This window comes from Proteus sp. PR00208, assembly GCF_016238545.1.
GTDB lineage: Bacteria > Pseudomonadota > Gammaproteobacteria > Enterobacterales > Enterobacteriaceae > Proteus.
The window spans coordinates 48,353-70,412 of sequence record NZ_JAEHQE010000021.1; the positions used below are offsets into that span (position 1 = coordinate 48,353).

Sequence of the window (22,060 nt, forward strand, 5' to 3'; positions counted from 1 at the left end):
AATAAATTAGCTGATAATCTCGTAACACGGTTGGTAAGCTGTACCACCGGGAAGTTTCATACGGTGTTGCTCAACAAAGCCTGCTAATAAAATATCCATGCGACGCATAATTTCACTATCACCATGAATTTTATAAGGACCATGAGCTTCAATCGCTTTCATACCCACTTCTTTTACGTTACCCGCGACAATACCCGAGAAAGCACGACGTAAGTCAGCGGCTAATTTTTCTGGTGATTGATTTGTGCTTAGATTAAGTGATGCCATGTTTTCATGGGTTGGTTCAAAAGGATGTTGTAAATCAGCATTGATCTTCATTGACCAGTTAAAGCTATAAGCATCACCTGTGCTACGACGATTATCTTTTACCAATGGCATATATTTTTTCATGATACGAGCTACTTCAGGTGCATCATCAATAATGATTTGGTAATGACGACGAGCTTCGTCGCCTAATGTATTGGCGATAAAGTCATCTAATACATTAAAGTAGTCTGCACTTTCTTTAGGACCAGTTAAAATTAGTGGTAATACTTGGTCTTGGTTTTCTGGAGACATAAGAATACCAAGCAGATACAGCAATTCTTCTGCTGTTCCTACACCGCCTGGGAAAATAATAATACCATGTCCAATTCGTACGAAAGATTCCAGACGTTTTTCAATATCTGGCATAATAATCAGTTCATTAACTAATGGATTTGGTGGCTCTGCTGCAATGATTGACGGTTCTGTCATACCAATAAAACGGCTATTTCTATAACGTTGTTGAGCATGACCCACAGCAGCACCTTTCATTGGTGCTTCCATTGCTCCGGGACCACAACCCGTACAGATATTAAGCTCACGTAGCCCTAATTCGTTACCTACTTTTCTGCCGTAAAGGTATTCAGTTTCATTGATTGAGTGACCACCCCAGCAAACGATCATATTAGGATCTTCATCAATATGAAGAGCTCGTGCATTACGCAAAATCGAGAAAATGGTATTAGTGATGTGAGTACTATTTTCTAAGTTCAGGTGAAGATCACGTTTTGCTGTTGTGATTTGTCCGTGAACAAACAATATGTCACGAAGCACTGCAAATAAGTTAGCTTGTAATGAGCGAATAATTTTTCCGTCAACAAAAGCGTCTTCAGGAGGATTGACTAACTCTAGTTTTACGCCACGTTCACGGCGCAGTACGTTAATATCAAAATCTTGGTATTTAGATAACAGTTCTTTACTACTATCAGTAAGGCTACCAGAGTTGAGAACAGCGAGAGAACAATTGCGAAACAGCTGATAAAGATCACTGCTTGCGGTTCTCTTTAGCATATCAACTTCTAGCTGTGAAAGCAGATCCATGGAACCTAATGGGCTGACATGAGTTATCACGTAGGACTCCTTTTTCTCCTGAAATAACAAACTGAAGTGCAACTGATCTTGGTATAACACAGATCATATTAACATACAGGCATTATTCCGTTATTGTCTGGCTAATCGACTAATTTCTGGAACAAACTCACAATTACTACGCCAAGGATTGATGTCTAATCCACCGCGTCGTGTATATCTTGCATAAACAGTTAATGTTTCTGGCGCACATAATTGCATGATATCGTGGAAAATTCGCTCAACACACTGTTCATGAAATTCATTGTGTTGTCTAAATGAAACTAAATAGCGTAGTAGTTTTTCACGATCAATCTTTTTACCCTTATATTGAATAGCAACTGAGCCCCAATCTGGTTGATTAGTAATAAGGCAATTTGATTTTAACAGATGGCTGACAAGGGTTTCTTCAACTAGTGTATCGGTTGTCGATTCGTTTAACCATTGCGCATCAAACTGATAATTATCAATTTCAATATCTTGTTCATCAATACACTCTCCAGCAAAATCAACAATAGGTTGTGATGTAAAATGCGAAAGTGGATAAATGGTTAGATTAACTTTGCCTTTAGCACAAGTCGTTAAATCTTTAAGTAAGGTTTTTTCGACGATATCCCAACTTTCAAAACGAGTTTGATTAAAACTATTGAGATATAATTTAAAACTTTTAGATTCAATAAGATTTTCAGTGGTTGCATCTAATTCAACATGACCAATAGCAACTTGTGGTAAGCCTTTGCTATTAAGCCATGAGAGCTCATACATGGTCCAAATATCACCACCATGAAAAGGTAAATTTTCAGCAGTTAAAGAGAGTGAATCTCGATTTAGGCTACGTGGTACACCTTGCAATAATCCGGCATCATATTGATCATGATATTGAGTCTCTTTGCCCAGAGATAATGCTTCAAGAGATTTATCACCTTGATATAAAGACATAATTTACATCCTAACTTTAGCTGAAAATAAAAGAAGGTTAATTATACTATTGAAACATCAATAGTATATGAATGCTTTATTTTTGATGCTCTGAATTAGTGACATAATCAGGTAACATAAAGGAAATTCTTATTTAAATAGATAAAACAGATAATCATGACTGAAAACATCTCCTCCGAACTAAAAGCCTTTACACAAAAGTATGTTGATTTATGGCAAGAAAAATCAGGCTTACCTCCTGCAAGTGAAGATCTTTATGGTGTTCCTTCTATTTGTATATCAAGAACAGGCGATGAAGTTGTTTACTGGTTACCGCAACCTTTTGTAGGAACAGATAAACTAGAAAAAGTTGAAAAAGCAATGGGGATTATTATTCGTCCTGAATTGCACAATTACTTTACCACTCAGTATGCTGGAGATATGCAGGTTCGTTTTAGAGAGATAGATTTCAGCTTGATCCAAGTGTGGAGTGAAGAGGATTTTATTCGCTTACAAGAAAACATTATTGGTCATTTGGTGACTCAAAAGCGTTTAAAACTTACACCAACATTGTTTATCGGCACCACAGATTCAGAAAATGAAATAATTTCTGTGTGTAATGTTTCGGGGGAAGTCATTCTTGAAACTTTCGGCAAACAGAAAAGAGAAGTTTTAGCTGAGAATTTATCTCTCTTTCTATCAGAATTAGTCGCTGTATATAATGAGTGACGTAGTCTATAAACCTTTTTTCTTGTGAGATATGTCTTACAAAAAAGCGTGTGTTTTTTTATCAAAAAACGTCACTGATAAAAATATAATCGGTTTATTTAAATAGAACAATAAGTTATTAACTTATTGTTTTTATTTATAGTTATGGCTATTTAATTGCTTTTGTTTTGTGGGTTGTTTAACTAATCAATTATTGGCATTCTACGTTCACCAAATAAGGGACTGTTTGGTGACCGATAAAATGTAGAGTAATCAAGGACACAGGAAATAGGATATTTCCATTAATGTGGATACGGACTTAATCACAGGGATAGATAAAAACGGTCTTGCTTGGATGCATGTGTTGTACAGACAACTATTTTTCTTGTCTAAAAGGAGTTTCGGCTCCTTTTATTTTTTTATTTGTTTTCTGCTATTCCATCCCAATGTTATCCTTATTCGTAAGTTTTATATAAGGGATAAATGATGACACCAGAACAACGCATTTTAGCAAAATTGCTCTTGATTGAAGAAGAGATGAAGAACATTGAGCTATGGCAATTAGAATCTCCTACTGAACAAGCATTTGAAAGTGTTGAGCCTTTCTGTATTGATACAATGAGTGCTCATGAATGGTTGCAGTGGGTATTAATTCCGCGATTGTCATCGATGATTGAAAACGAGATGCCATTACCTAATAAATTCGCAATCGCACCTTATTACGAAGAAGCATTTAAAGAAGATAAGAGTCGAGATGTTACTGATTTACTCAATCATTTGCGTGAACTTGACGCAATGTTTAAATCATAAGGTCGATAATGCTAGATATTATTTATCAAGATGAACATCTTGTTGCGGTGAATAAACCTGCGGGTTGGCTTGTTCACCGCAGTTGGTTAGATAGACATGAAACAGTGTTTGTGATGCAGACCCTAAGAGATCAAATAGGGCAACATGTTTTCCCTGTTCATCGTTTAGATAGGCCTACATCAGGTGTTCTATTAATGGCACTTTCTTCTGATGTTGCTAGAGCGCTATCTCAATCTTTTGAACAACATAAAACAGAAAAAATTTATCACGCTATTGTTCGAGGATACGTTGAAGAGGCGTCTGTTATTGATAGCCCTTTAGTCGAGGAGCTCGACAAAATTGCAGACAAATTTGCAACTCAACCTCCACAAATTCAAGATTGCGTGACGCACTGCCAGCCATTAGGAATTGTTGAAAAAGAGGTTGCGATTGGGCGCTATCCTACATCTCGATTTAGTTTATTAGAGCTACGTCCTGAAACGGGACGCAAGCACCAATTACGTCGCCATATGTCTCATATTCGACACCCAATTATTGGTGATACTGCTCATGGTGATTTACGTCAAAACCGTGGTGTTGTAAATCATTTTCAGTCTCATCGCTTGATGTTACATGCAAGCCATCTAAACTTAATTCATCCAATCACATTGCAACCACTTAACTTAACAGCTAAATGGGATCTGCCTTGGCAACACCTTATTAATCAATTTGGTTGGCGTGGATTAAGACCTGAATTAGAGCAGTATGGTGAAGATTTAGCTCATCATTTTTAATTCCTTTCTTAATTTCAAATATTACTTTCTTTGCGTGACTATTAAGGCTTTTTTACTTAAGTCTTAATGGCTTGCGCAAATTTATAATCTATTTTAACTATTTGTAAAATATATAATTCTATTAATTGATCTGATCACATGTTTGAAACGTGACAGCTATCATGTATTCATTAAGCGATTTATTTTATGATGTAAAATAAATAAGGCTTATCATTAGATAAGTTTATGAAATAAAACCCACACTACTTTAAACAAATAAAAACTTACAACATATAAAAACCCACATTCCGGGAGTCTGCTTGATGTTTAAAAACCTATTTGTTGTTTTACAAAAAATCGGAAAGTCCTTGATGTTACCGGTATCTGTACTACCTATTGCCGGTATTTTATTAGGGGTTGGTTCCGCTGATCTTTCATGGATCCCTTCTTCTGTTTCTCAAGTTATGGCAGAGGCTGGTGGTTCGGTTTTCTCTAATATGCCACTTATTTTTGCCATTGGTGTTGCGTTAGGTTTTACCAATAATGATGGGGTATCAGCACTGGCCTCTGTTGTGGCGTATGGCATTATGTCTAAAACCATGATTGTGGTTGCTCCTTGGGTTTTAGGTTTAACACCAGCAGAAATTGAGGCTCAGCACCTTACTGATACAGGAGTATTAGGGGGGATCATCGCTGGTATTATTGCCGCTTCTATGTTTAATCGTTTTTATCGCATCAAATTACCTGAGTATTTAGGCTTCTTTGCTGGTAAGCGTTTTGTTCCTATTATTTCAGGTTTAATCGCTATTTTTGTTGGGATTATCTTAGCCTTTATTTGGCCTCCTATTGGTACAGCAATTCAACGTTTTTCTGAATGGGCTGCGTATCAAAACCCTGCTGTCGCTTTTGGTATTTATGGTGTTGTAGAGCGTGCATTAGTACCATTTGGTTTACACCATATCTGGAACGTGCCGTTCCAAATGCAAGTGGGTGAATACGTAAATAGTGCAGGGCAAGTATTCCACGGTGATATTCCTCGCTATATGGCAGGTGATCCAACTGCGGGTATGTTGTCAGGTGGCTTTTTATTTAAGATGTTTGGTTTACCTGCTGCCGCGATTGCGATATGGCATTCAGCACGTCCAGAGAACCGTGTAAAAGTCGGTGGTATCATGATTTCTGCGGCATTAACTGCCTTCTTAACAGGGATCACAGAACCTATCGAATTCTCATTTATGTTCGTCGCACCTATTCTTTACGTTATTCACGCTATTTTAGCGGGCTTAGCATTCGTTATTTGTATCTTGTTAGGTATGCGTGATGGAACCAGTTTCTCTCATGGCCTAATTGATTTTATCGTATTGAGTGGTAATAGCAGTAAACTGTATCTATTCCCAATTATTGGCATACTCTATGCAATAACTTATTACTCTATTTTCCGTTTCTTAATCGTGAAATTAAACCTGAAAACTCCAGGCCGAGAAGTAGAAGATAAAAATGCGAAACAAGCGGATAAAAGTGCTATGGGACAATCTTTAGTCGCTGCGTTTGGTGGCAAAGACAATATCAGTAGTTTAGATGCTTGTATTACTCGTTTACGTATTGGCGTTAAAGAGATTGAAAAAGTCGATCGTGATGAGTTGAAAAGACTAGGTGCTGCAGGTGTTGTGGTTGTTGGCTCGGGTATTCAAGCGATTTTTGGTCCTAAGTCAGATAATCTAAAAACTGAAATGGATGAATATATTCGGTCTTTGGATTCTGGTAAGTGATAAATAATAGTCTTTAATTAAAATAACACGCTTAAATTTATTATTGGGCGTGTTTTTTTATATCATAGCGCATATGAATTAAACTCTTTTTTGAAATTATTATCTGCTATTCAATAATATTATGGTTGTAATATTATAATTGAATATGAGTAATAATAATGAAAATATATTTCGATAAGTTAGCAAAATTTTTACCTGCAAATGATAAAAGAGAGAATGTGGTATTTTTACTATCTGAAAAAATAGCTAATTGTTTAAACTCATTACCTAATGATAATTTTTTTATTTTAAAACATAAAATTAGTAACGTTTATGTTGATAAGAATTTTTTCACTGAAATAAAAAATGAATTAACTGATGTAATTAATAAATATATAGAGGGTAATATTCATCATTTAGATAAAATTAATAAAGCTAATAATAAATGCGGTGGTGTTTTTTTAGATAGAGAAAATATTAATTGTCTTACAGTTATAAACCTTAACTCATTAGATACTGTACAAAAATTTATTGAGACTATAATTAGTGAAACAGGCTCTTCTTCTCTGAAAGATAAAATTCTTAATAAAGATAATAACCCAGCTATTAATTTATTTTTTGAGAAGGGTTTTTTGTGTAGATTTGAGAGAAAATCTATTAGTCAGTTAATTAAAGAGATAAAAAATAAAATAATAGAGTTAAATCCCGGGTGTAACCTACCTTTTATAATCGGTAAGAAAGAATATATATTTGTTAAGTTAGGTAATGTAGAAGCTGCTAATAATCAAGTTAAAATAGAAAGTAAAGATGATAATAATATTAAAATTTGTTTTAATAAAGATAATAATTCATTAAATAAAGAAAAAATTGAATCTGCGCTTACTAAATTTGAAATATCATTTAATTTTCTTAATGAAAATATCAATAAATTATATGATGTAATAAATAAATATTATAAATTTGCAAGTCTTAATAATGCTAATAATACCTTTGGCTTTATTAAGGATGGTGATGAAACGCTTGAGGATATTAATAAAGTTATTAATGAAAAAGACGAAGAACAATCTATAAAAAAACATTCGGATGTTTATAATGAATGTAATAAAACCTGTAAATTACTTAATGTATTTCATCAAGATTTCGTTAAAAAGTTTAGAGAAAAATCTTTAGAAAAAAATGATATTGATAAATTATCAGAAATGATAAAAAAAATTGAATCCAATACGGATTCCTTAGCGATTGAATTAAAATCTCTGGCATCTTTCTCTAATGCTTATAATAATTATGAAAATAAAATAAAAAATAAAGTTTCTAATATAGCAATCAAAAATAGCTCTTGCTGTTCGATTAATGAAATCACAACAAAAACAAATGAATGCTTATCATTATTAGATGGTTTTATAAAAAGAAAGGAGACGGGTTTTTTGTCTAAAGTGTATAAGTTCTTTTTTCCTAAAAAACATAATGAATCTTTGAGTCTATTAATTAATTATAAGAGTGAAATTAATAAGATATCATCTTATCTTAATAGTTATAAAGAAAAAAATGAATATTTTACTATCAATGATATTAGTTTAATGGTTACATCAAGGTTATCTAAAATAAATTACCCTGAAAGTTTATTAGGTTATTTATATGGAGAAAAGAGTAAGTGTAATAATTTCATTCAGTCTCTTTTTAAAAAGGATGACTGAATTTATTCTCATTGAGAATAAATTGACAATATTATATGTTTGATGCTTAGTTTATTAGTTATCAAACAGTATTAAGTGGGCTAAATATTATGGCTAAAGTAGGTATTTTTGTAGGGACTGTTTACGGTAATGCATTAGCAGTTGCTGAAGAGGCACAGCGTATTTTACTTGAGCATAATCATCAAGCTAATGTTTACGAAGAAGGCACACTTGCAGATTGGGAAAAATATTCAACAGTACTTGTGATAACGTCAAGTACTGGGCAAGGTGATTTACCTGATACCATTGCTCCTCTATTTCATGAACTACGTGATAATGTAGGATATCAGCCAAATCTAAATTATGGCTTGATTGCTTTAGGCGATAGTAGTTATGACTATTTTTGTGGTGCAGGGATGCAATTTGATGAATTACTGCAAGAGCACCAATCAAAGCGTATCGGTGAAATATTAAAAATAGACGGTATGGATGTCGCGGAGCCAGAAGTATTTGCTATAGGTTGGCTTGAAAACTGGGTTGGCCTATTAAATTAAGTAGAAAATAATCTGATATTTAATTGGTTAATAAAATAATGAGCCATATTCAGTATCTTAAAACACCGCTTGTTTCTATTTTATACAGTAACTAAGCGGTGTTTTTCTATAAAACTGACATACATAACAGTTAAAATGCCTTGTTATTAACGACGAGTCAGTTTTTCTAAATCGGCTTCGATTTCAGCAATTTTATTTGCTACAACGTGCTCAAGATGACGCAAGTCGTCCAGAATTTTATGTTTTAAATCGACTTCTACTTGGTCTTGTTGGCAAATTTGATCTAATTCTTCAATAACATAACGTAAGTTAGTATTGATTTCATTAACTTCTTTAAAACCTTGTCCTGATTGACCATCAGAAATTGTTTTACGTTGGCGTGGATATTTAAATTTTACGCTTTTTGCAAAGAATTCACCTTTATCTTTGCGAAAATAGATTTTTAAAATATCGTTGTTAGCTTCTTGGCGTAGAGTATAGCGGTCAATATCTTCAGGATGCGGGATCCCTAAATTTTTTAAATTATCGTACATATATTGGCACCTGATAGAAAGATGAGTGAAAGAATAGCGAACAGAATTAATTCTATCCGCTGTTCTTATATTAGTCGATAGTTCTTAACAATTCATTAATGCCTACTTTTCCACGCGTTTTAGCATCAACTTTTTTCACAATTACGGCGCAGTAAAGGCTGTAACTTCCATCTTTGGACGGTAAATTACCAGAAACAACAACAGAGCCAGCAGGGACTCGACCGTAATGAACTTCGCCTGTTTCTCTGTCATAAATTTTGGTACTTTGACCAATATAAACGCCCATTGAAATAACCGCGCCTTCTTCGACAATAACGCCTTCAACAATTTCAGAACGCGCGCCAATAAAGCAGTTATCTTCAATAATGGTTGGGTTTGCTTGTAGTGGCTCTAAAACACCACCAATACCAACGCCACCAGAGAGATGAACATTTTTCCCGATTTGAGCACATGAACCTACTGTTGCCCATGTATCAACCATGCTACCTTCATCAACGTAAGCACCAATGTTGACATAAGATGGCATTAAAACAGTGTTGCGAGCGATGTAAGCCCCTTGTCTAACTGCTGCGGGAGGAACAACACGAAAACCTTCTTTTTCAAAACGTGCTTGATCATAATCAGCAAATTTCATAGGCACTTTGTCAAAATAGCGACTTTCATTGCCATCTATCACTTGATTGTGATTAATACGAAAAGAGAGCAAAACCGCTTTTTTCAACCATTGATGAGTCACCCACTGACCATCAATTTTTTCCGCGACACGCAGTTTCCCGCTGTCTAGCAGTGCAATAACGCTATTAATAGCATCACGAATATGAGGCTCAACGTTGTTTGGAGTGATATCAGCACGATGTTCGAAGGCGTTATCAATAATAGATTGTAATGCTTGCATTAATAGTATTTCCTATATGTATTGTCGTGGGTTTCTATATTTTATCCTTTGAAACTAGGGCTTTTGTCAACCTTTCTACGACTTCATCCTTCATTTTTTGGTTTAATGCCTTATTTTCGCTATCGGTTAATACGAAGAAGTCCTCAACACGTTCGCCTATTGTGGTTATTCTGGCACCATGTAATGAAAGTGAAAGATCAGCAAACACTTTACCAATAATTGCTAATAATCCTGGACGATCTCGTGCAAATAGTTCCATATAGGTGCGCTTATTATGGTTAGAAGCGATAAAGTTAATTTTTGTCGGAACGTCAAAATGGCGTAATTTGGCGGGTAATGAGCGTGTTTTTGCATTGGCGTTATAAGGGGCGGATACAACTTGGATAAGAGCGTTGCGGATTGCATTATATCTATCAATTGCCAGAGGTTTACCATTAGGCTCTAACACAATAAAAGTATCCATAGCCATGTTATCGCGGTTAGTAAAAATTTGAGCGTTATGGATACTTAAATTGCGTCTATCCAATTCACCTGCAACAGATGCAAAAAGGGATGGTCTATCAGCACACCAAATAAAGATTTCAGTACCACCATGCTCAGTTTGTTGGCTGATTAGCACCATAGGTTCAGCGCTATTATGCTCAATTAATGCAAGCGCATGCCATGCAATTTGTTCTGGTGTATGTCGTAAAAAATAGTCGGCATGGCAACGTCCCCAAATTGCCTGCAATTTATCTTCATCAACCTGTTTCATTCGTAAAATAGTTAGTGCTTGCAAACGATGATGGCGAATACGTTCACGTAAATCGGGAATAGAGTGCATACCTTGGCGTAGCTGATTTTCTGTTGATAAAAAAAGTTCACGTAATAGGCTCTGTTTCCAGCTATTCCATAGGCTACTATTAGTTGCACAGATATCCGCAACCGTTAAGCACAAAAGATAACGTAATCGACTTTCATTTTTTACTTCTGATGCAAACTGAAAAATAATGTCAGGATCTTGAATATCACGTCGCTGTGCTGTAACAGACATAAGTAAGTGATGACTAACAAGCCATTCAACTAATGCCGATTCTCTTTGATTTAAACCATGTTGTTGAGCAAAATGAACAACATCTTGGGCTCCTAATACGGAGTGATCACCATGGCGACCTTTGGCAATATCATGAAAAAGTGCAGCTAAACGTAATAATTCAAGTTGAGGAAGTTTGGGATAAATATCAACACAAAGCGGATGTTGCTCGTGGTTTTCATAAGAATCAAAACTTTCCAGTTTTTGTAAAACACGAATTGTATGTTCATCAACGGTATAGGCATGGAATAAATCAAACTGCATCTGACCTACAATATTATTCCATTGTGGGAAGTAAGCCGCTAATACACTATGTTTGTGCATGGGAACGAAAGCACCAGAAACTGCACGAGGATGGCGCAAGATCTGCATAAAAACTTGACGTGCGAGTGGGTACTCACATAACGGCTGTACTAGATGCCGACGAGCGTAACGTAAATGGCGGAGTGTTGTTGAATAAATTCCTGTGATCTCTTTATGCTCAGCCATACGTAAAAAGAGGCGCATAATAGCGATAGGATCATCAAGGAAGCAACTGTCATCAACGACATCAATTAATGAGCCTCTTAGTTGAAATTCATTATCTAAAGGTCGCGGTTTTACATTAGGTTGCAGAGCAAGAATGGCTTCATCAAATAATTGAAGTAACATATCATTTAACTCACTGACACGACGAGTTACGCGATAATAATCCTTCATCATTTTTTCAACGGGCTGATTGCCTTCGCCTTCATAATTTAAAAGTTGAGCAACATTGAGTTGTCTATCAAACAATAGACGATTGTCATAGCGAGAAAGTACAAGATGGAGAGCAAAGCGAATTTTCCATAGTGTGTATTGGCACTCTAGTAGCTCTTGTCCTTCCGCTGGCGTTAAAAAGCCAAAGTTGACCATTTCAGAAACTGAAGCAGCACCAAAATGGCGATGTGCTACCCAAATTAGAGTGTGAATATCGCGCAGTCCACCAGGGCTGCTTTTGATATCAGGCTCTAGATTATAACTAGTGCTATGGTATCGTTGATGTCTCTGTTTTTGTTCTTCAACTTTTGCAGCAAAAAAATCAGGTGATGGCCAAAATCCTTGGCTAAAAATATGGTTAATTAATTGCTGATAAAGTGAATTATTCCCACAAATAAGACGTGCTTCTAGTAAGTTTGTTGCAACCGTTAAGTCTGAAAGACCTTCTAAAAGACATTCTTCCATTGTTCTAACACTGGCACCAATTTCAAGGCGTACATCCCACAGTAATGTAATGAGTTTGCTGACTTTATCTTCTGCTTCTGGTGATAAAGGTGTCTCACTTAAAAAGAGAAGGTCAATATCAGAAAGTGGATGTAACTCTTGCCTGCCATAACCACCGACCGCAATGATACTAAGGTCTGGATAATCGGATAATTGTGTATAGCGCCATAATTGTGTTAATAGTTGATCAATGAAATGGCTACGAGCTTGAAGTAATAAAGCGACATCAACATCATGGTGAAAAGCCTCTGTTAACCAAGACTGAAATTGTTCGATTGATTGCTTAAGTTCAGCACAATTTTGTGTATTTTCTGTCAGCAAAAAAGGGGAAGGGGGCGGAGTTTGAAATGCGTTTTTATGAGTCATTGTTCGTCTTCTTTCTCAATGTTTGCTTATGACATTAAGACTAATGTTAAAACGATAACCTGACTAGTAATTCTGCTGTTTCATAGCAAATAAAATAAAAAAAGCGACACATCTCGAAAAAATATGTCGCTTTTACATTTTTAGCTAAAAAAGAATCTTATTCGTTGACTAATACCGCAGAAATAAACGGTTCTTCTTCTTTGCGTAATGTCATGATTTCACAGCCATTATCGGTAACGACTAACGTATGTTCGTATTGTGCTGACCAACCTCTGTCTTTAGTTTTAACAGTCCAGCCATCTTTCATTGTACGAATACGGTAATCACCTGTGTTTACCATTGGTTCAATGGTGAATGCCATGCCTTTTTGTAACACAACACCGCTATCATCTGCATCGTAGTGTAGAACTTGAGGTTCTTCATGGAACCCTTCACCAATACCATGACCACAATATTCGCGAACAACAGAATAGTCATGACCTTCAACAAATTTTTGAATTGCTTTGCCAAGTTCACGTAAGCGAATACCTGGTTTAACCATTTTAATGGCAAGGTAGAGGCTTTCTTGGGTGATACGACATAAACGTTCACCTTGTATTGTTGGTTTACCTACGATAAACATTTTTGAAGTATCGCCATGAAAACCATCTTTAATGACAGTGACATCAATATTAACGATATCACCATCTTTAAGGATTTTCTCTTCGCTAGGAATACCGTGGCAAATAACATCGTTAACCGAAATACAGACTGATTTAGGGAAACCATGATAGTTAAGACAAGCAGGAATAGCCTGTTGTGCGTTAACAATATGTTCATGACAAATACGGTCTAATTCAGCGGTGTTTACGCCAGGTTTTACGAACGGTGCGATAATTTCAAGAACTTCTGCCGCAAGACGACCTGCGACGCGCATTTTTTGAATATCTTCTTCTGTCTTGATTACAATAGCCATTTGAGTTCTTCGTCTAGATTAAAAGCCACAATACGAATTAGATAACACACTTTGTTGTATTCATATTTTGTATTGCAGGTTAAATGAATGATGATGAGAAATAATTCTGATTACCATTTATAATATCAGCAGAAAGTAGGCGTGCCAATAAAGAGGATATGTGCAATCTGTCTGATATCGAGAATAATGACGAACATTACGCCTTCTTAATCTGATTGTCTTTACATATTGCGCTTTTCTATTTGGTGTTTTTCTAGCAAATTGATATTAGAGCAATATTTCTCATCATTGCGTTAGTCTCGCTTTTTTCTTTGTTCAAATGATGTGTTTTTATGTCAAATAAGCCCGTGGCAAACGCAAGTAATAGTGGTTTCTTGAGGTTATTTATGGTATAAAGCGCGCCGGAGTTCTGTTATTGCATCACACTGTGAGTAATAGCCGTAAATCTGAAACATTCAATTGTGTTAATTACACACACAAATCGGCACATAACGCCGGGGTGCTCTTATGTAAAGGCCAAACCTTTACAGCTGATGAGTCGGTCGTATGGGATTTGTGGACGAAATAACCCCAAATTTAAATTTATAGAGGTCTAAAATGGCAACTGTTTCAATGCGCGATATGCTGCAAGCCGGTGTTCACTTCGGTCACCAAACTCGTTACTGGAATCCAAAAATGAAACCATTCATCTTTGGTGCGCGTAACAAAGTTCATATCATTAACTTGGAAAAAACTGTTCCAATGTTCAATGAAGCTCTGGTTGAACTGAACAAAATTGCTTCTCGTAAAGGCAAAATCCTGTTTGTTGGTACTAAGCGCTCTGCCGTTGAAGCTGTTAAAGAAGCAGCAGAAAGCTGTGACCAGTTTTATGTAAACCACCGCTGGTTAGGCGGTATGCTGACTAACTGGAAAACTGTTCGTCAGTCAATCAAACGCCTGAAAGATTTAGAATCACAATCTCAGGACGGTACTTTTGACAAACTGACCAAGAAAGAAGCGTTAATGCGTTCTCGTGAACTTGGTAAGTTAGAAAACAGCCTGGGTGGTATCAAAGACATGGGCGGTTTACCTGACGCTCTGTTTGTTATCGATGCTGAACACGAACACATTGCTATCAAAGAAGCAAACAACCTGGGTATTCCAGTATTTGCTATCGTTGATACTAACTCTGATCCAGATGGTATCGACTTCATTATCCCTGGTAATGACGATGCAATCCGTGCGGTTAAATTATATCTGACCGCCGCAGCTACAGCTGTTCGTGAAGGTCGTTCTCAAGATCTGGCTGTTCAGGCTGAAGAAGGCTTAGTCGAAGCTGAATAATAAGGCATGCTCGTAAGAGCCCTTATTTAACCAGGTATTGCTATATATTGGTTAGGGGGCCTCAATAGGCCCCCTTTACACATCTGCTATGAGAACATCTATGGCTAGTCCATAGAAAAGTCGAGGAAGAAACAAATGTCTGGAATTACCGCTGCATTGGTAAAAGAACTGCGTGAACGTACTGGCGCAGGCATGATGGAATGTAAAAAAGCGCTAGTTGAAGCTAATGGTGATATCGAATTAGCAATCGACAACATGCGTAAATCAGGTCAAGCTAAAGCTGCTAAAAAAGCAGGCCGTGTTGCTGCTGAAGGTATCATCCTTGCAGAAGTTGCTGCTGATGGTAAATTCGGTGCGCTGGTTGAGCTGAACTGTGAAACAGACTTCGTTGCTAAAGATGCTGGTTTCATCGCTTTCGGTAAAGAAGTTATGGCTGCTGTATTAGCAGACAAAACTGATGATATCGATGCTCTGAAAGCTAAATTCGAAGAAGCACGTACTGCATTAGTTGCTAAAATCGGTGAAAACATCAACATTCGTCGTGTTGCTGTATTAGAAGCTGACGAATTAGGTACTTACCTACACGGTGCTCGCATCGGTGTTCTAGTTTCAGCTAAAGGCGCTAACGAAGAACTGATCAAACACATTGCTATGCACGTTGCTGCAAGCAAACCAGAATATGTTCGTCCTGAAGATGTTCCTGCTGATGTTGTTGAACATGAGCACCAAATTCAGATGGATATTGCAATGCAATCAGGTAAACCACGCGAAATCGCAGAAAAAATGGTTATCGGTCGCATGAACAAATTCACCGGTGAGATTTCTCTGACTGGTCAGCATTTCGTAATGGATCCAAGCAAAACTGTTGGCGAACTGCTGAAAGAAAACAATGCTGATGTTATCAACTTCGTTCGTTTCGAAGTTGGTGAAGGTATTGAGAAAGTTGAAGCTGATTTCGCAGCTGAAGTTGCTGCAATGAGCAAATAATAACGCTTAGCGTTAACAGAACCGCCTAATGGCGGTTCTGTTTTGTTGTAATCTCCACTGGCTGTTTGCTTTTTTTTGTTAAAAAGAGAAGCTATCTAAAACCTCCAATTAACTAATCTGCTTAGGACAGAACACCATGGCTACCAATGCAAAACCTGTATATCAGCGAATTTTATTAAAGCTGAGTGGCGAAGCCCTGCAAGGCGCAGAAGGTTTCGGTATCGATGCGAGCGTACTTGATCGCATGGCTCAGGAAATCAAAGAACTCGTTGAATTAGGTATACAAGTCGGTGTCGTAATTGGCGGTGGTAACTTGTTCCGTGGCGCGGGTCTTGCTGCGGCAGGTATGAACCGTGTTGTGGGTGACCACATGGGAATGCTCGCGACAGTAATGAATGGTTTAGCAATGCGTGATTCATTGCACCGTGCTTATGTAAACGCACGCCTTATGTCTGCATTTCCACTGAATGGTGTCTGCGATAACTACAGTTGGGCAGAAGCAATTAGCTTATTACGCCACGGTCGAGTCGTTATTTTCTCGGCTGGTACAGGTAACCCATTCTTTACTACCGATTCAGCTGCGTGTTTACGCGGTATTGAAATTGAAGCTGACGTTGTATTAAAAGCAACGAAAGTGGACGGCGTTTATTCTGCCGATCCAACCAAAGATCCTGATGCAGTACTTTATGAAACACTGACTTATCAGGATGTATTAGAACGTGAATTGAAAGTCATGGATCTTGCTGCATTCACATTAGCCCGAGATCATAATTTACCTATCCGCGTATTCAATATGAATAAACCGGGTGCATTACGTCGGGTTGTAATGGGTGAAAGTGAAGGAACTTTGATTTCTCACGCTTAATACACAGAGACAACGGTATAATTTGGCGCTAACATCTAGAGTACGCCAATTCATTTATGTCGATATGATTTCATATCGACTGGAAGATAACCAGTTCCCAAGGGTTTATAACGTGATTAATGAAATCAAAAAAGATGCTCAAGAACGCATGGATAAAAGCGTTGAAGCACTAAAAAGCCAGATTAATAAAGTTCGTACTGGTCGTGCGTCTCCTAGCCTTTTAGATGGCATTGTAGTTGAATACTACGGAGCGCCAACGCCATTAAACCAAGTTGCTAACGTTGTCGCAGAAGATGGCCGTACACTGGCAATCACTGTATTCGACCGTACTTTAGCACCAGCTGTTGAAAAAGCGATTATGGCATCAGATTTAGGTTTAAATCCTTCATCTGCTGGCACCATTATCCGTGTTCCACTGCCTCCGTTAACTGAAGAACGTCGTAAAGACTTAATCAAAGTTGTTCGTGGTGATGCAGAACAAGGTCGCGTTTCTGTTCGTAATATCCGTCGTGATGCTAACGATAAAATAAAAGCATTACTGAAAGATAAAGAAATCAGCGAAGATGATGAACGCCGTTCACAAGATGACATTCAGAAGTTAACTGACATGTTCATTAAAAAAATTGATGATGCATTAGCGCTGAAAGAAGCAGAGTTAATGGAATTCTAATTTTTATATCTTTTTTCGATAATGCCGCTCTTTAGCGGCATTATTTTTAATTATTTATTTGAAAATTCGTGCTTAATACCTTCTTTTGTCACATTATTTATTAAAGTTTTCATCTTTAATCCTCATTTACCTTGCCATACTGATATAATTCTCTTTAATTAAAACGTTGTAGACATACTGATTGATTAATAAATGAAACAAATAACTATATTAGGCTCAACAGGATCTATCGGAACTAGCACTCTTTCCGTAATTGAAAATAATCCTGATGAGTATCAGGTCCTTGCTCTAGCCGCAGGTAAAAATGCAGACAAGATGGCACAGCAGTGCCTTGCTTTCCAGCCTAAATACGCTGTGATGTCTGATGAAAAAAGTGCAAATCAACTTAAACAGTTACTCGCTAATACATCTTGTAAAACAGAAATTCTATCTGGCTCTCATGCGATCAATGAAATTGCAGCTCTTGATGAAGCTGATCAGGTCATGTCTGCTATAACTGGTGTTGCAGGATTAAAGCCGACACTTGCAGCCATTGAAAAAGGCAAAAGAATTCTGTTAGCGAATAAAGAATCACTGATAACGAGTGGGCGTCTTTTCTTTGATGCGGTTGCTAAATATGGTGCGACAATTTTACCCATTGATAGCGAACATAATGCAATTTATCAAAGCTTACCTAAAGCAATCCAAGAAAATCTAGGTCATGCGTCTTTAGCGAATGAAGGTGTGACAAGCATTTTGTTAACAGGCTCTGGTGGGCCATTTCGCTATACGCCATTAGAAGAGCTGGATGTAATGACGCCAGATCAAGCGTGTGCGCATCCAAATTGGTCTATGGGGCGTAAAATTTCGGTTGATTCTGCAACGATGATGAATAAAGGGCTTGAGTATATTGAAGCTCGTTACTTCTTTAATGCTTCTGAAGAAGAAATGGAAGTTATTATTCATCCACAATCTGTCATTCATTCAATGGTTCGCTATCGAGATGGCAGTATTATCGCTCAAATTGGTGAGCCCGATATGAGAACACCAATTGCGTACTCAATGGCTTATCCTCATCGTACTCAATCTGGTGCAAAAGCATTAGATTTCTTTGAGATTCAATCTCTAGAGTTTATTCGCCCAGATTATCAACGTTACCCTTGTTTAGCACTTGCTATTGAAGCGTCAAAACGTGGGCAAGCGGCAACAACAGTGTTAAATGCGGCTAATGAAGTGGTTGTTGATGCATTTTTACACGAAAAAGTGAAATTTACTGATATTGCTAAAATTAATCGCAAAGTTGTTGAACATTTTGACCTATCAGAGCCTCAAAGTATTAATGATGTCCTAGAAATTGATAAATTAGCAAGATTAGAAACTCATCAGATAATCACCCAATTTGTATAATGGTGATTATATTTAATATAGGGTGTTTGTTCGTCTTTCTGGCTAATGGTATAGTTGCCGAATCACTAAAGACAATAATGAAAATTAACAGTTCATTACTAAGGCTATCGCTTTAGCAACTTTGAGGCTTTGCCAAAGGCCGTGGGTGACACGGTTTTTTTTTGTGCATAGGTTATCCGAAGAGGACTGTCTGTATCAGTATCAGATTAGCAAAGGGTTAAATTGAGTGAACTTATCCAGTGATGATTCATCCGCATCAAAACCAAAGCATGTTGCTATCATTATGGATGGCAATGGACGCTGGGCAAAAAAGCAAGGGAAGCTCCGAGTAACGGGGCATCGCGCGGGAATTAAAGCAGTTCGGGATGCAGTTAGCTTTTCCGTAAAACACAAAATTGAATCGCTAACGTTATATGCATTTAGTAGCGAAAACTGGAATAGACCAGAGCAGGAAGTGAGTTCTCTCATGGAGTTATTCGTTTTCGCTTTAGATAACGAAGTGAAGAGCCTGCATAAACATAATGTTAAATTAACGGTTATTGGTGATATTAGCCGTTTTAGCCGTCGTTTACAGGACCGAATTAAAAGTTCTGAGGCACTCACTGCGAATAATACAGGGCTTAATTTAAATATTGCGGCTAATTATGGCGGTCGGTGGGATATTACTCAAAGCGTAAAACAATTAGCGACATCCCTCGCAAAAGGGGAAATTAGTCTCGAAGATATTAATGAAAATGCAATATCTTCACATCTTTGCTTGCATAATCAGCCTGAAGTCGATCTTGTTATTCGTACAGGTGGTGAGCATCGTATAAGTAATTTTCTTATTTGGCAGATTGCTTATGCTGAGCTTTATTTTACACAGGTTTTATGGCCTGATTTTGATGAACAAGTTTTTCAGAATGCATTAGATGCTTTTGCTAAACGGGAAAGACGTTTCGGTGGTACTACATCAGAAACAGATACTATAAATCTGGGAGGATAACTTGCTTAAGTATCGTGTCATCACCGCATTAATTTTAATCCCTATTGTTATTGCTGCACTATTTCTACTTCCTCCAGCAGGTTTTGGATTAGTGATTATCGCAATATCAGGCTTAGCGGGTTGGGAATGGGCACAATTTATTGGCTGGCATTCTCAAGGCAAACGTATTGCAACAGGGATCGGTTTTGCTGCATTGTTACTCGTTATGCAGTTTTCTTTACCTAATTTTGACCACCTACTAGACACTCCAATGATAAAAAATGGTTTGTGGGCGGGTTTAATTTGGTGGGTAGCAGCAATTTTATTAGTTGTAAGTTATCCTAATTCAGCCAATATGTGGAAAAATTCAGTTTTTATTAAGCTATTGTTCGGTATATTGACGATTGTTCCTTTTTATTGTGGCATGATGGCGCTGCGTATGCTGGGTTATAACACTGACACTTATACAGGCGCATGGTGGTTACTGTATGTCATGTTATTAGTTTGGGCTGCTGACTCTGGAGCTTATGCTTTCGGACGTTTAATTGGAAAACATAAAATGGCGCCTAAAGTATCCCCAGGTAAAACCCTCGAAGGGTTAGTTGGTGGGTTGATTACGGCAGGTGTTGCATCGTGGTTATTTACTTATTTTGCACCTGTGACTGAAGTACCCAATAACTTGTTATTAATATCTGGCGTTGTCGTCATAGTATCGGTATTTGGTGATCTAGCAGAAAGCATGTTTAAACGTGTTGCAGGCATTAAAGACAGTAGCCAATTGATACCGGGACATGGTGGTGTGCTTGATAGAATTGATAGTTTGACTGCGGCTATCCCAGTCTTTGCAGGATTGGTCTTTCTGATTTCTTCTGGCTTTAAACTATAAAGGTAAGTAATGGGTATCCTGTGGAATCTTGCCGCATTTATTATCGTTTTAGGTATTTTAATTACGGTACATGAGTTTGGACATTTTTGGGTAGCTAGGCGCTGTGGTATTTATGTCGAGCGTTTTTCTATTGGTTTTGGAAAAGCAATTTGGCGCAAAATAGATAAACATGGCACTGAATTTGTTATCGCATGGATACCTTTGGGTGGCTATGTAAAAATGTTAGATGAAAGAGTCGCTGAGGTTGCACCTGAGCGCCGTCATCTTGCATTTAATAATAAAACAGTTGGTCAGCGTGCTGCGGTTGTTGCCGCAGGACCTATTGCCAACTTTTTGTTAGCGATTGTCGCCTATTGGATAGTTTTTATGATAGGTGTTCCTGCATTAAAACCTATAATTGCAGACATTCGTCCGAATTCTATCGCAGAACAAGCAAAATTAACGCCTGGAATGGAACTAAAATCCGTTGCAGGTATCGAAACGCCTGATCAGAATGCAGTTCGTTTAGCGTTAGTTAGTCAAATTGGTGCCAAAGAGGTTTCATTCGTTGTTTCAGATCTAAATTCTCTTTCTGAGAGTGAGAATATACTGAATTTACAACAATGGAATTTTGATCCTGAAAAACAAGATCCTATCTTGTCCCTAGGGATAATGCCTGTTGGCGCAAGGTTAGACTCAAAGATTATTGAAGTTACGGAAGGCTCCGCTGCTGAAAAAGCGGGTTTACAGGCAGGGGATCGTATCGTTAAAGTTGACGGTCAGCCAATTGATACATGGCATCCATTTACTTATTTTGTTCGACAAAGTCCAAATAAAGTCTTGGAGCTTCTTGTTGAACGTAACGGCTCGTCGTTGATGTTGAATATTACACCGACAGCTGTTGCACTGAAAGATGGTACTGAAATAGGGCAAGTTGGTGCGCAATTGCAAATATTACCTCCTGATGAGCAATATTTGATAATGCAGCAATACAACCCATTTTCAGCGCTCTATGAAGCATCTGATAAAACATGGCAGTTGATGGGTTTAACTGTCAAAATGATTGGCAAGTTAGTGGTTGGTGACGTCAAATTAACTAACCTTAGTGGACCTGTTTCTATCGCGAAAGGCGCAGGAATGTCTGCTGATTCTGGTTTTGTTTATTATTTGATGTTTATGGCGCTTATCAGTGTCAATTTGGGGATCATTAACTTGTTTCCCCTGCCTGTCCTAGATGGCGGGCACCTGCTTTTCCTGGTTATCGAGAAGATAAAGGGAGGGCCGGTATCTGAGCGTGTACAAGATTTCTGTTATCGTATTGGTATTATGGCACTGATGCTTTTAATGGGACTTGCACTTTTCAATGATTTCTCTCGCTTATAATTGGTAAGCAGGGACCGGTT

Annotated in this window: 20 protein-coding genes; 14 read left to right on the forward strand and 6 right to left on the reverse strand. The window is 37.4% G+C overall.

Annotation, left to right across the window (positions count from 1 at the left end; all coding sequences use genetic code 11):
- Positions 1 to 6: 6 nt before the first annotated feature.
- A complete protein-coding gene (gene ppnN / locus JEP36_RS14065; protein ID WP_109373104.1) occupies positions 7 to 1,374 on the reverse strand; it encodes a nucleotide 5'-monophosphate nucleosidase PpnN in 1,368 nt (455 codons plus the stop codon).
- 90 nt (positions 1,375 to 1,464) lie between these two features.
- Positions 1,465 to 2,310 carry an NADPH-dependent 7-cyano-7-deazaguanine reductase QueF gene (gene queF, locus JEP36_RS14070; RefSeq protein ID WP_198630369.1) on the reverse strand — a complete coding sequence of 282 codons (846 nt, stop codon included), beginning with the start codon at positions 2,308 to 2,310 and terminating at the stop codon, positions 1,465 to 1,467.
- Between the two features lie 156 nt (positions 2,311 to 2,466).
- Between queF and syd the strand changes: the two genes are divergently transcribed.
- From syd to JEP36_RS14100, 6 genes are all read left to right on the forward strand, one after another.
- A complete protein-coding gene (gene syd / locus JEP36_RS14075) occupies positions 2,467 to 3,018 on the forward strand; it encodes a SecY-interacting protein (protein WP_196532763.1) in 552 nt (183 codons plus the stop codon).
- Positions 3,019 to 3,483: 465 nt separating this feature from the next.
- Complete coding sequence (locus JEP36_RS14080) at positions 3,484 to 3,807, forward strand: YqcC family protein (protein WP_109373107.1); 324 nt, start codon at positions 3,484 to 3,486, stop codon at positions 3,805 to 3,807.
- Positions 3,808 to 3,815: 8 nt separating this feature from the next.
- Positions 3,816 to 4,580 (forward strand): tRNA pseudouridine(65) synthase TruC, encoded by a 765-nt coding sequence (gene truC, locus JEP36_RS14085; protein WP_198626189.1) that lies wholly within the window; start codon positions 3,816 to 3,818, stop codon positions 4,578 to 4,580.
- 302 nt (positions 4,581 to 4,882) lie between these two features.
- Positions 4,883 to 6,328 (forward strand): PTS glucose transporter subunit IIBC, encoded by a 1,446-nt coding sequence (gene ptsG / locus JEP36_RS14090; RefSeq protein WP_198620940.1) that lies wholly within the window; start codon positions 4,883 to 4,885, stop codon positions 6,326 to 6,328.
- Positions 6,329 to 6,486: 158 nt separating this feature from the next.
- Positions 6,487 to 8,001 (forward strand): hypothetical protein, encoded by a 1,515-nt coding sequence (locus JEP36_RS14095; protein ID WP_198630370.1) that lies wholly within the window; start codon positions 6,487 to 6,489, stop codon positions 7,999 to 8,001.
- Positions 8,002 to 8,090: 89 nt separating this feature from the next.
- Positions 8,091 to 8,534, forward strand: a complete 444-nt coding sequence (locus tag JEP36_RS14100; RefSeq protein ID WP_198626186.1) for a flavodoxin — start codon at positions 8,091 to 8,093, stop codon at positions 8,532 to 8,534.
- 146 nt (positions 8,535 to 8,680) lie between these two features.
- On the opposite strand, the gene JEP36_RS14105 is transcribed toward JEP36_RS14100, so the two are convergent.
- The 4 genes from JEP36_RS14105 to map all read right to left on the reverse strand — a co-directional run bounded on the left by JEP36_RS14105 (position 8,681) and on the right by map (position 13,597).
- A complete protein-coding gene (locus JEP36_RS14105; RefSeq protein WP_006535910.1) occupies positions 8,681 to 9,067 on the reverse strand; it encodes a DUF3461 family protein in 387 nt (128 codons plus the stop codon).
- A 70-nt stretch (positions 9,068 to 9,137) separates the two neighbouring features.
- Positions 9,138 to 9,962: a 2,3,4,5-tetrahydropyridine-2,6-dicarboxylate N-succinyltransferase gene (dapD, locus tag JEP36_RS14110; RefSeq protein ID WP_160230642.1), complete on the reverse strand. Its 825-nt coding sequence runs from the start codon at positions 9,960 to 9,962 to the stop codon at positions 9,138 to 9,140.
- Between the two features lie 34 nt (positions 9,963 to 9,996).
- Positions 9,997 to 12,642, reverse strand: a complete 2,646-nt coding sequence (gene glnD / locus JEP36_RS14115; RefSeq protein ID WP_198626185.1) for a bifunctional uridylyltransferase/uridylyl-removing protein GlnD — start codon at positions 12,640 to 12,642, stop codon at positions 9,997 to 9,999.
- A gap of 157 nt (positions 12,643 to 12,799) precedes the next feature.
- Positions 12,800 to 13,597, reverse strand: a complete 798-nt coding sequence (gene map, locus JEP36_RS14120) for a type I methionyl aminopeptidase (RefSeq protein WP_075671708.1) — start codon at positions 13,595 to 13,597, stop codon at positions 12,800 to 12,802.
- A 597-nt stretch (positions 13,598 to 14,194) separates the two neighbouring features.
- Between map and rpsB the strand changes: the two genes are divergently transcribed.
- The 8 genes from rpsB (at position 14,195) to rseP (ending at position 22,040) form a co-directional block, all read left to right on the forward strand.
- Positions 14,195 to 14,920, forward strand: coding sequence for a 30S ribosomal protein S2 (gene rpsB, locus JEP36_RS14125; RefSeq protein WP_023582712.1), 726 nt, complete (start codon positions 14,195 to 14,197; stop codon positions 14,918 to 14,920).
- A gap of 135 nt (positions 14,921 to 15,055) precedes the next feature.
- On the forward strand, positions 15,056 to 15,907 hold the full coding sequence (gene tsf, locus JEP36_RS14130; RefSeq protein ID WP_109373115.1) for a translation elongation factor Ts: 852 nt from the start codon (positions 15,056 to 15,058) through the stop codon (positions 15,905 to 15,907).
- Positions 15,908 to 16,043: 136 nt separating this feature from the next.
- Positions 16,044 to 16,772 (forward strand): UMP kinase, encoded by a 729-nt coding sequence (gene pyrH / locus JEP36_RS14135; RefSeq protein WP_023582710.1) that lies wholly within the window; start codon positions 16,044 to 16,046, stop codon positions 16,770 to 16,772.
- A 112-nt stretch (positions 16,773 to 16,884) separates the two neighbouring features.
- A complete protein-coding gene (frr, locus tag JEP36_RS14140) occupies positions 16,885 to 17,442 on the forward strand; it encodes a ribosome recycling factor (RefSeq protein ID WP_109373116.1) in 558 nt (185 codons plus the stop codon).
- 192 nt (positions 17,443 to 17,634) lie between these two features.
- On the forward strand, positions 17,635 to 18,828 hold the full coding sequence (gene ispC / locus JEP36_RS14145; protein WP_198626184.1) for a 1-deoxy-D-xylulose-5-phosphate reductoisomerase: 1,194 nt from the start codon (positions 17,635 to 17,637) through the stop codon (positions 18,826 to 18,828).
- 283 nt (positions 18,829 to 19,111) lie between these two features.
- Positions 19,112 to 19,813 (forward strand): polyprenyl diphosphate synthase, encoded by a 702-nt coding sequence (gene uppS / locus JEP36_RS14150; RefSeq protein WP_232797595.1) that lies wholly within the window; start codon positions 19,112 to 19,114, stop codon positions 19,811 to 19,813.
- 1 nt (position 19,814) lies between these two features.
- Positions 19,815 to 20,678, forward strand: a complete 864-nt coding sequence (gene cdsA / locus JEP36_RS14155; protein WP_198620934.1) for a phosphatidate cytidylyltransferase — start codon at positions 19,815 to 19,817, stop codon at positions 20,676 to 20,678.
- Positions 20,679 to 20,687: 9 nt separating this feature from the next.
- Positions 20,688 to 22,040: a sigma E protease regulator RseP gene (gene rseP, locus JEP36_RS14160; RefSeq protein ID WP_198626183.1), complete on the forward strand. Its 1,353-nt coding sequence runs from the start codon at positions 20,688 to 20,690 to the stop codon at positions 22,038 to 22,040.
- Positions 22,041 to 22,060 lie beyond the last annotated feature (20 nt).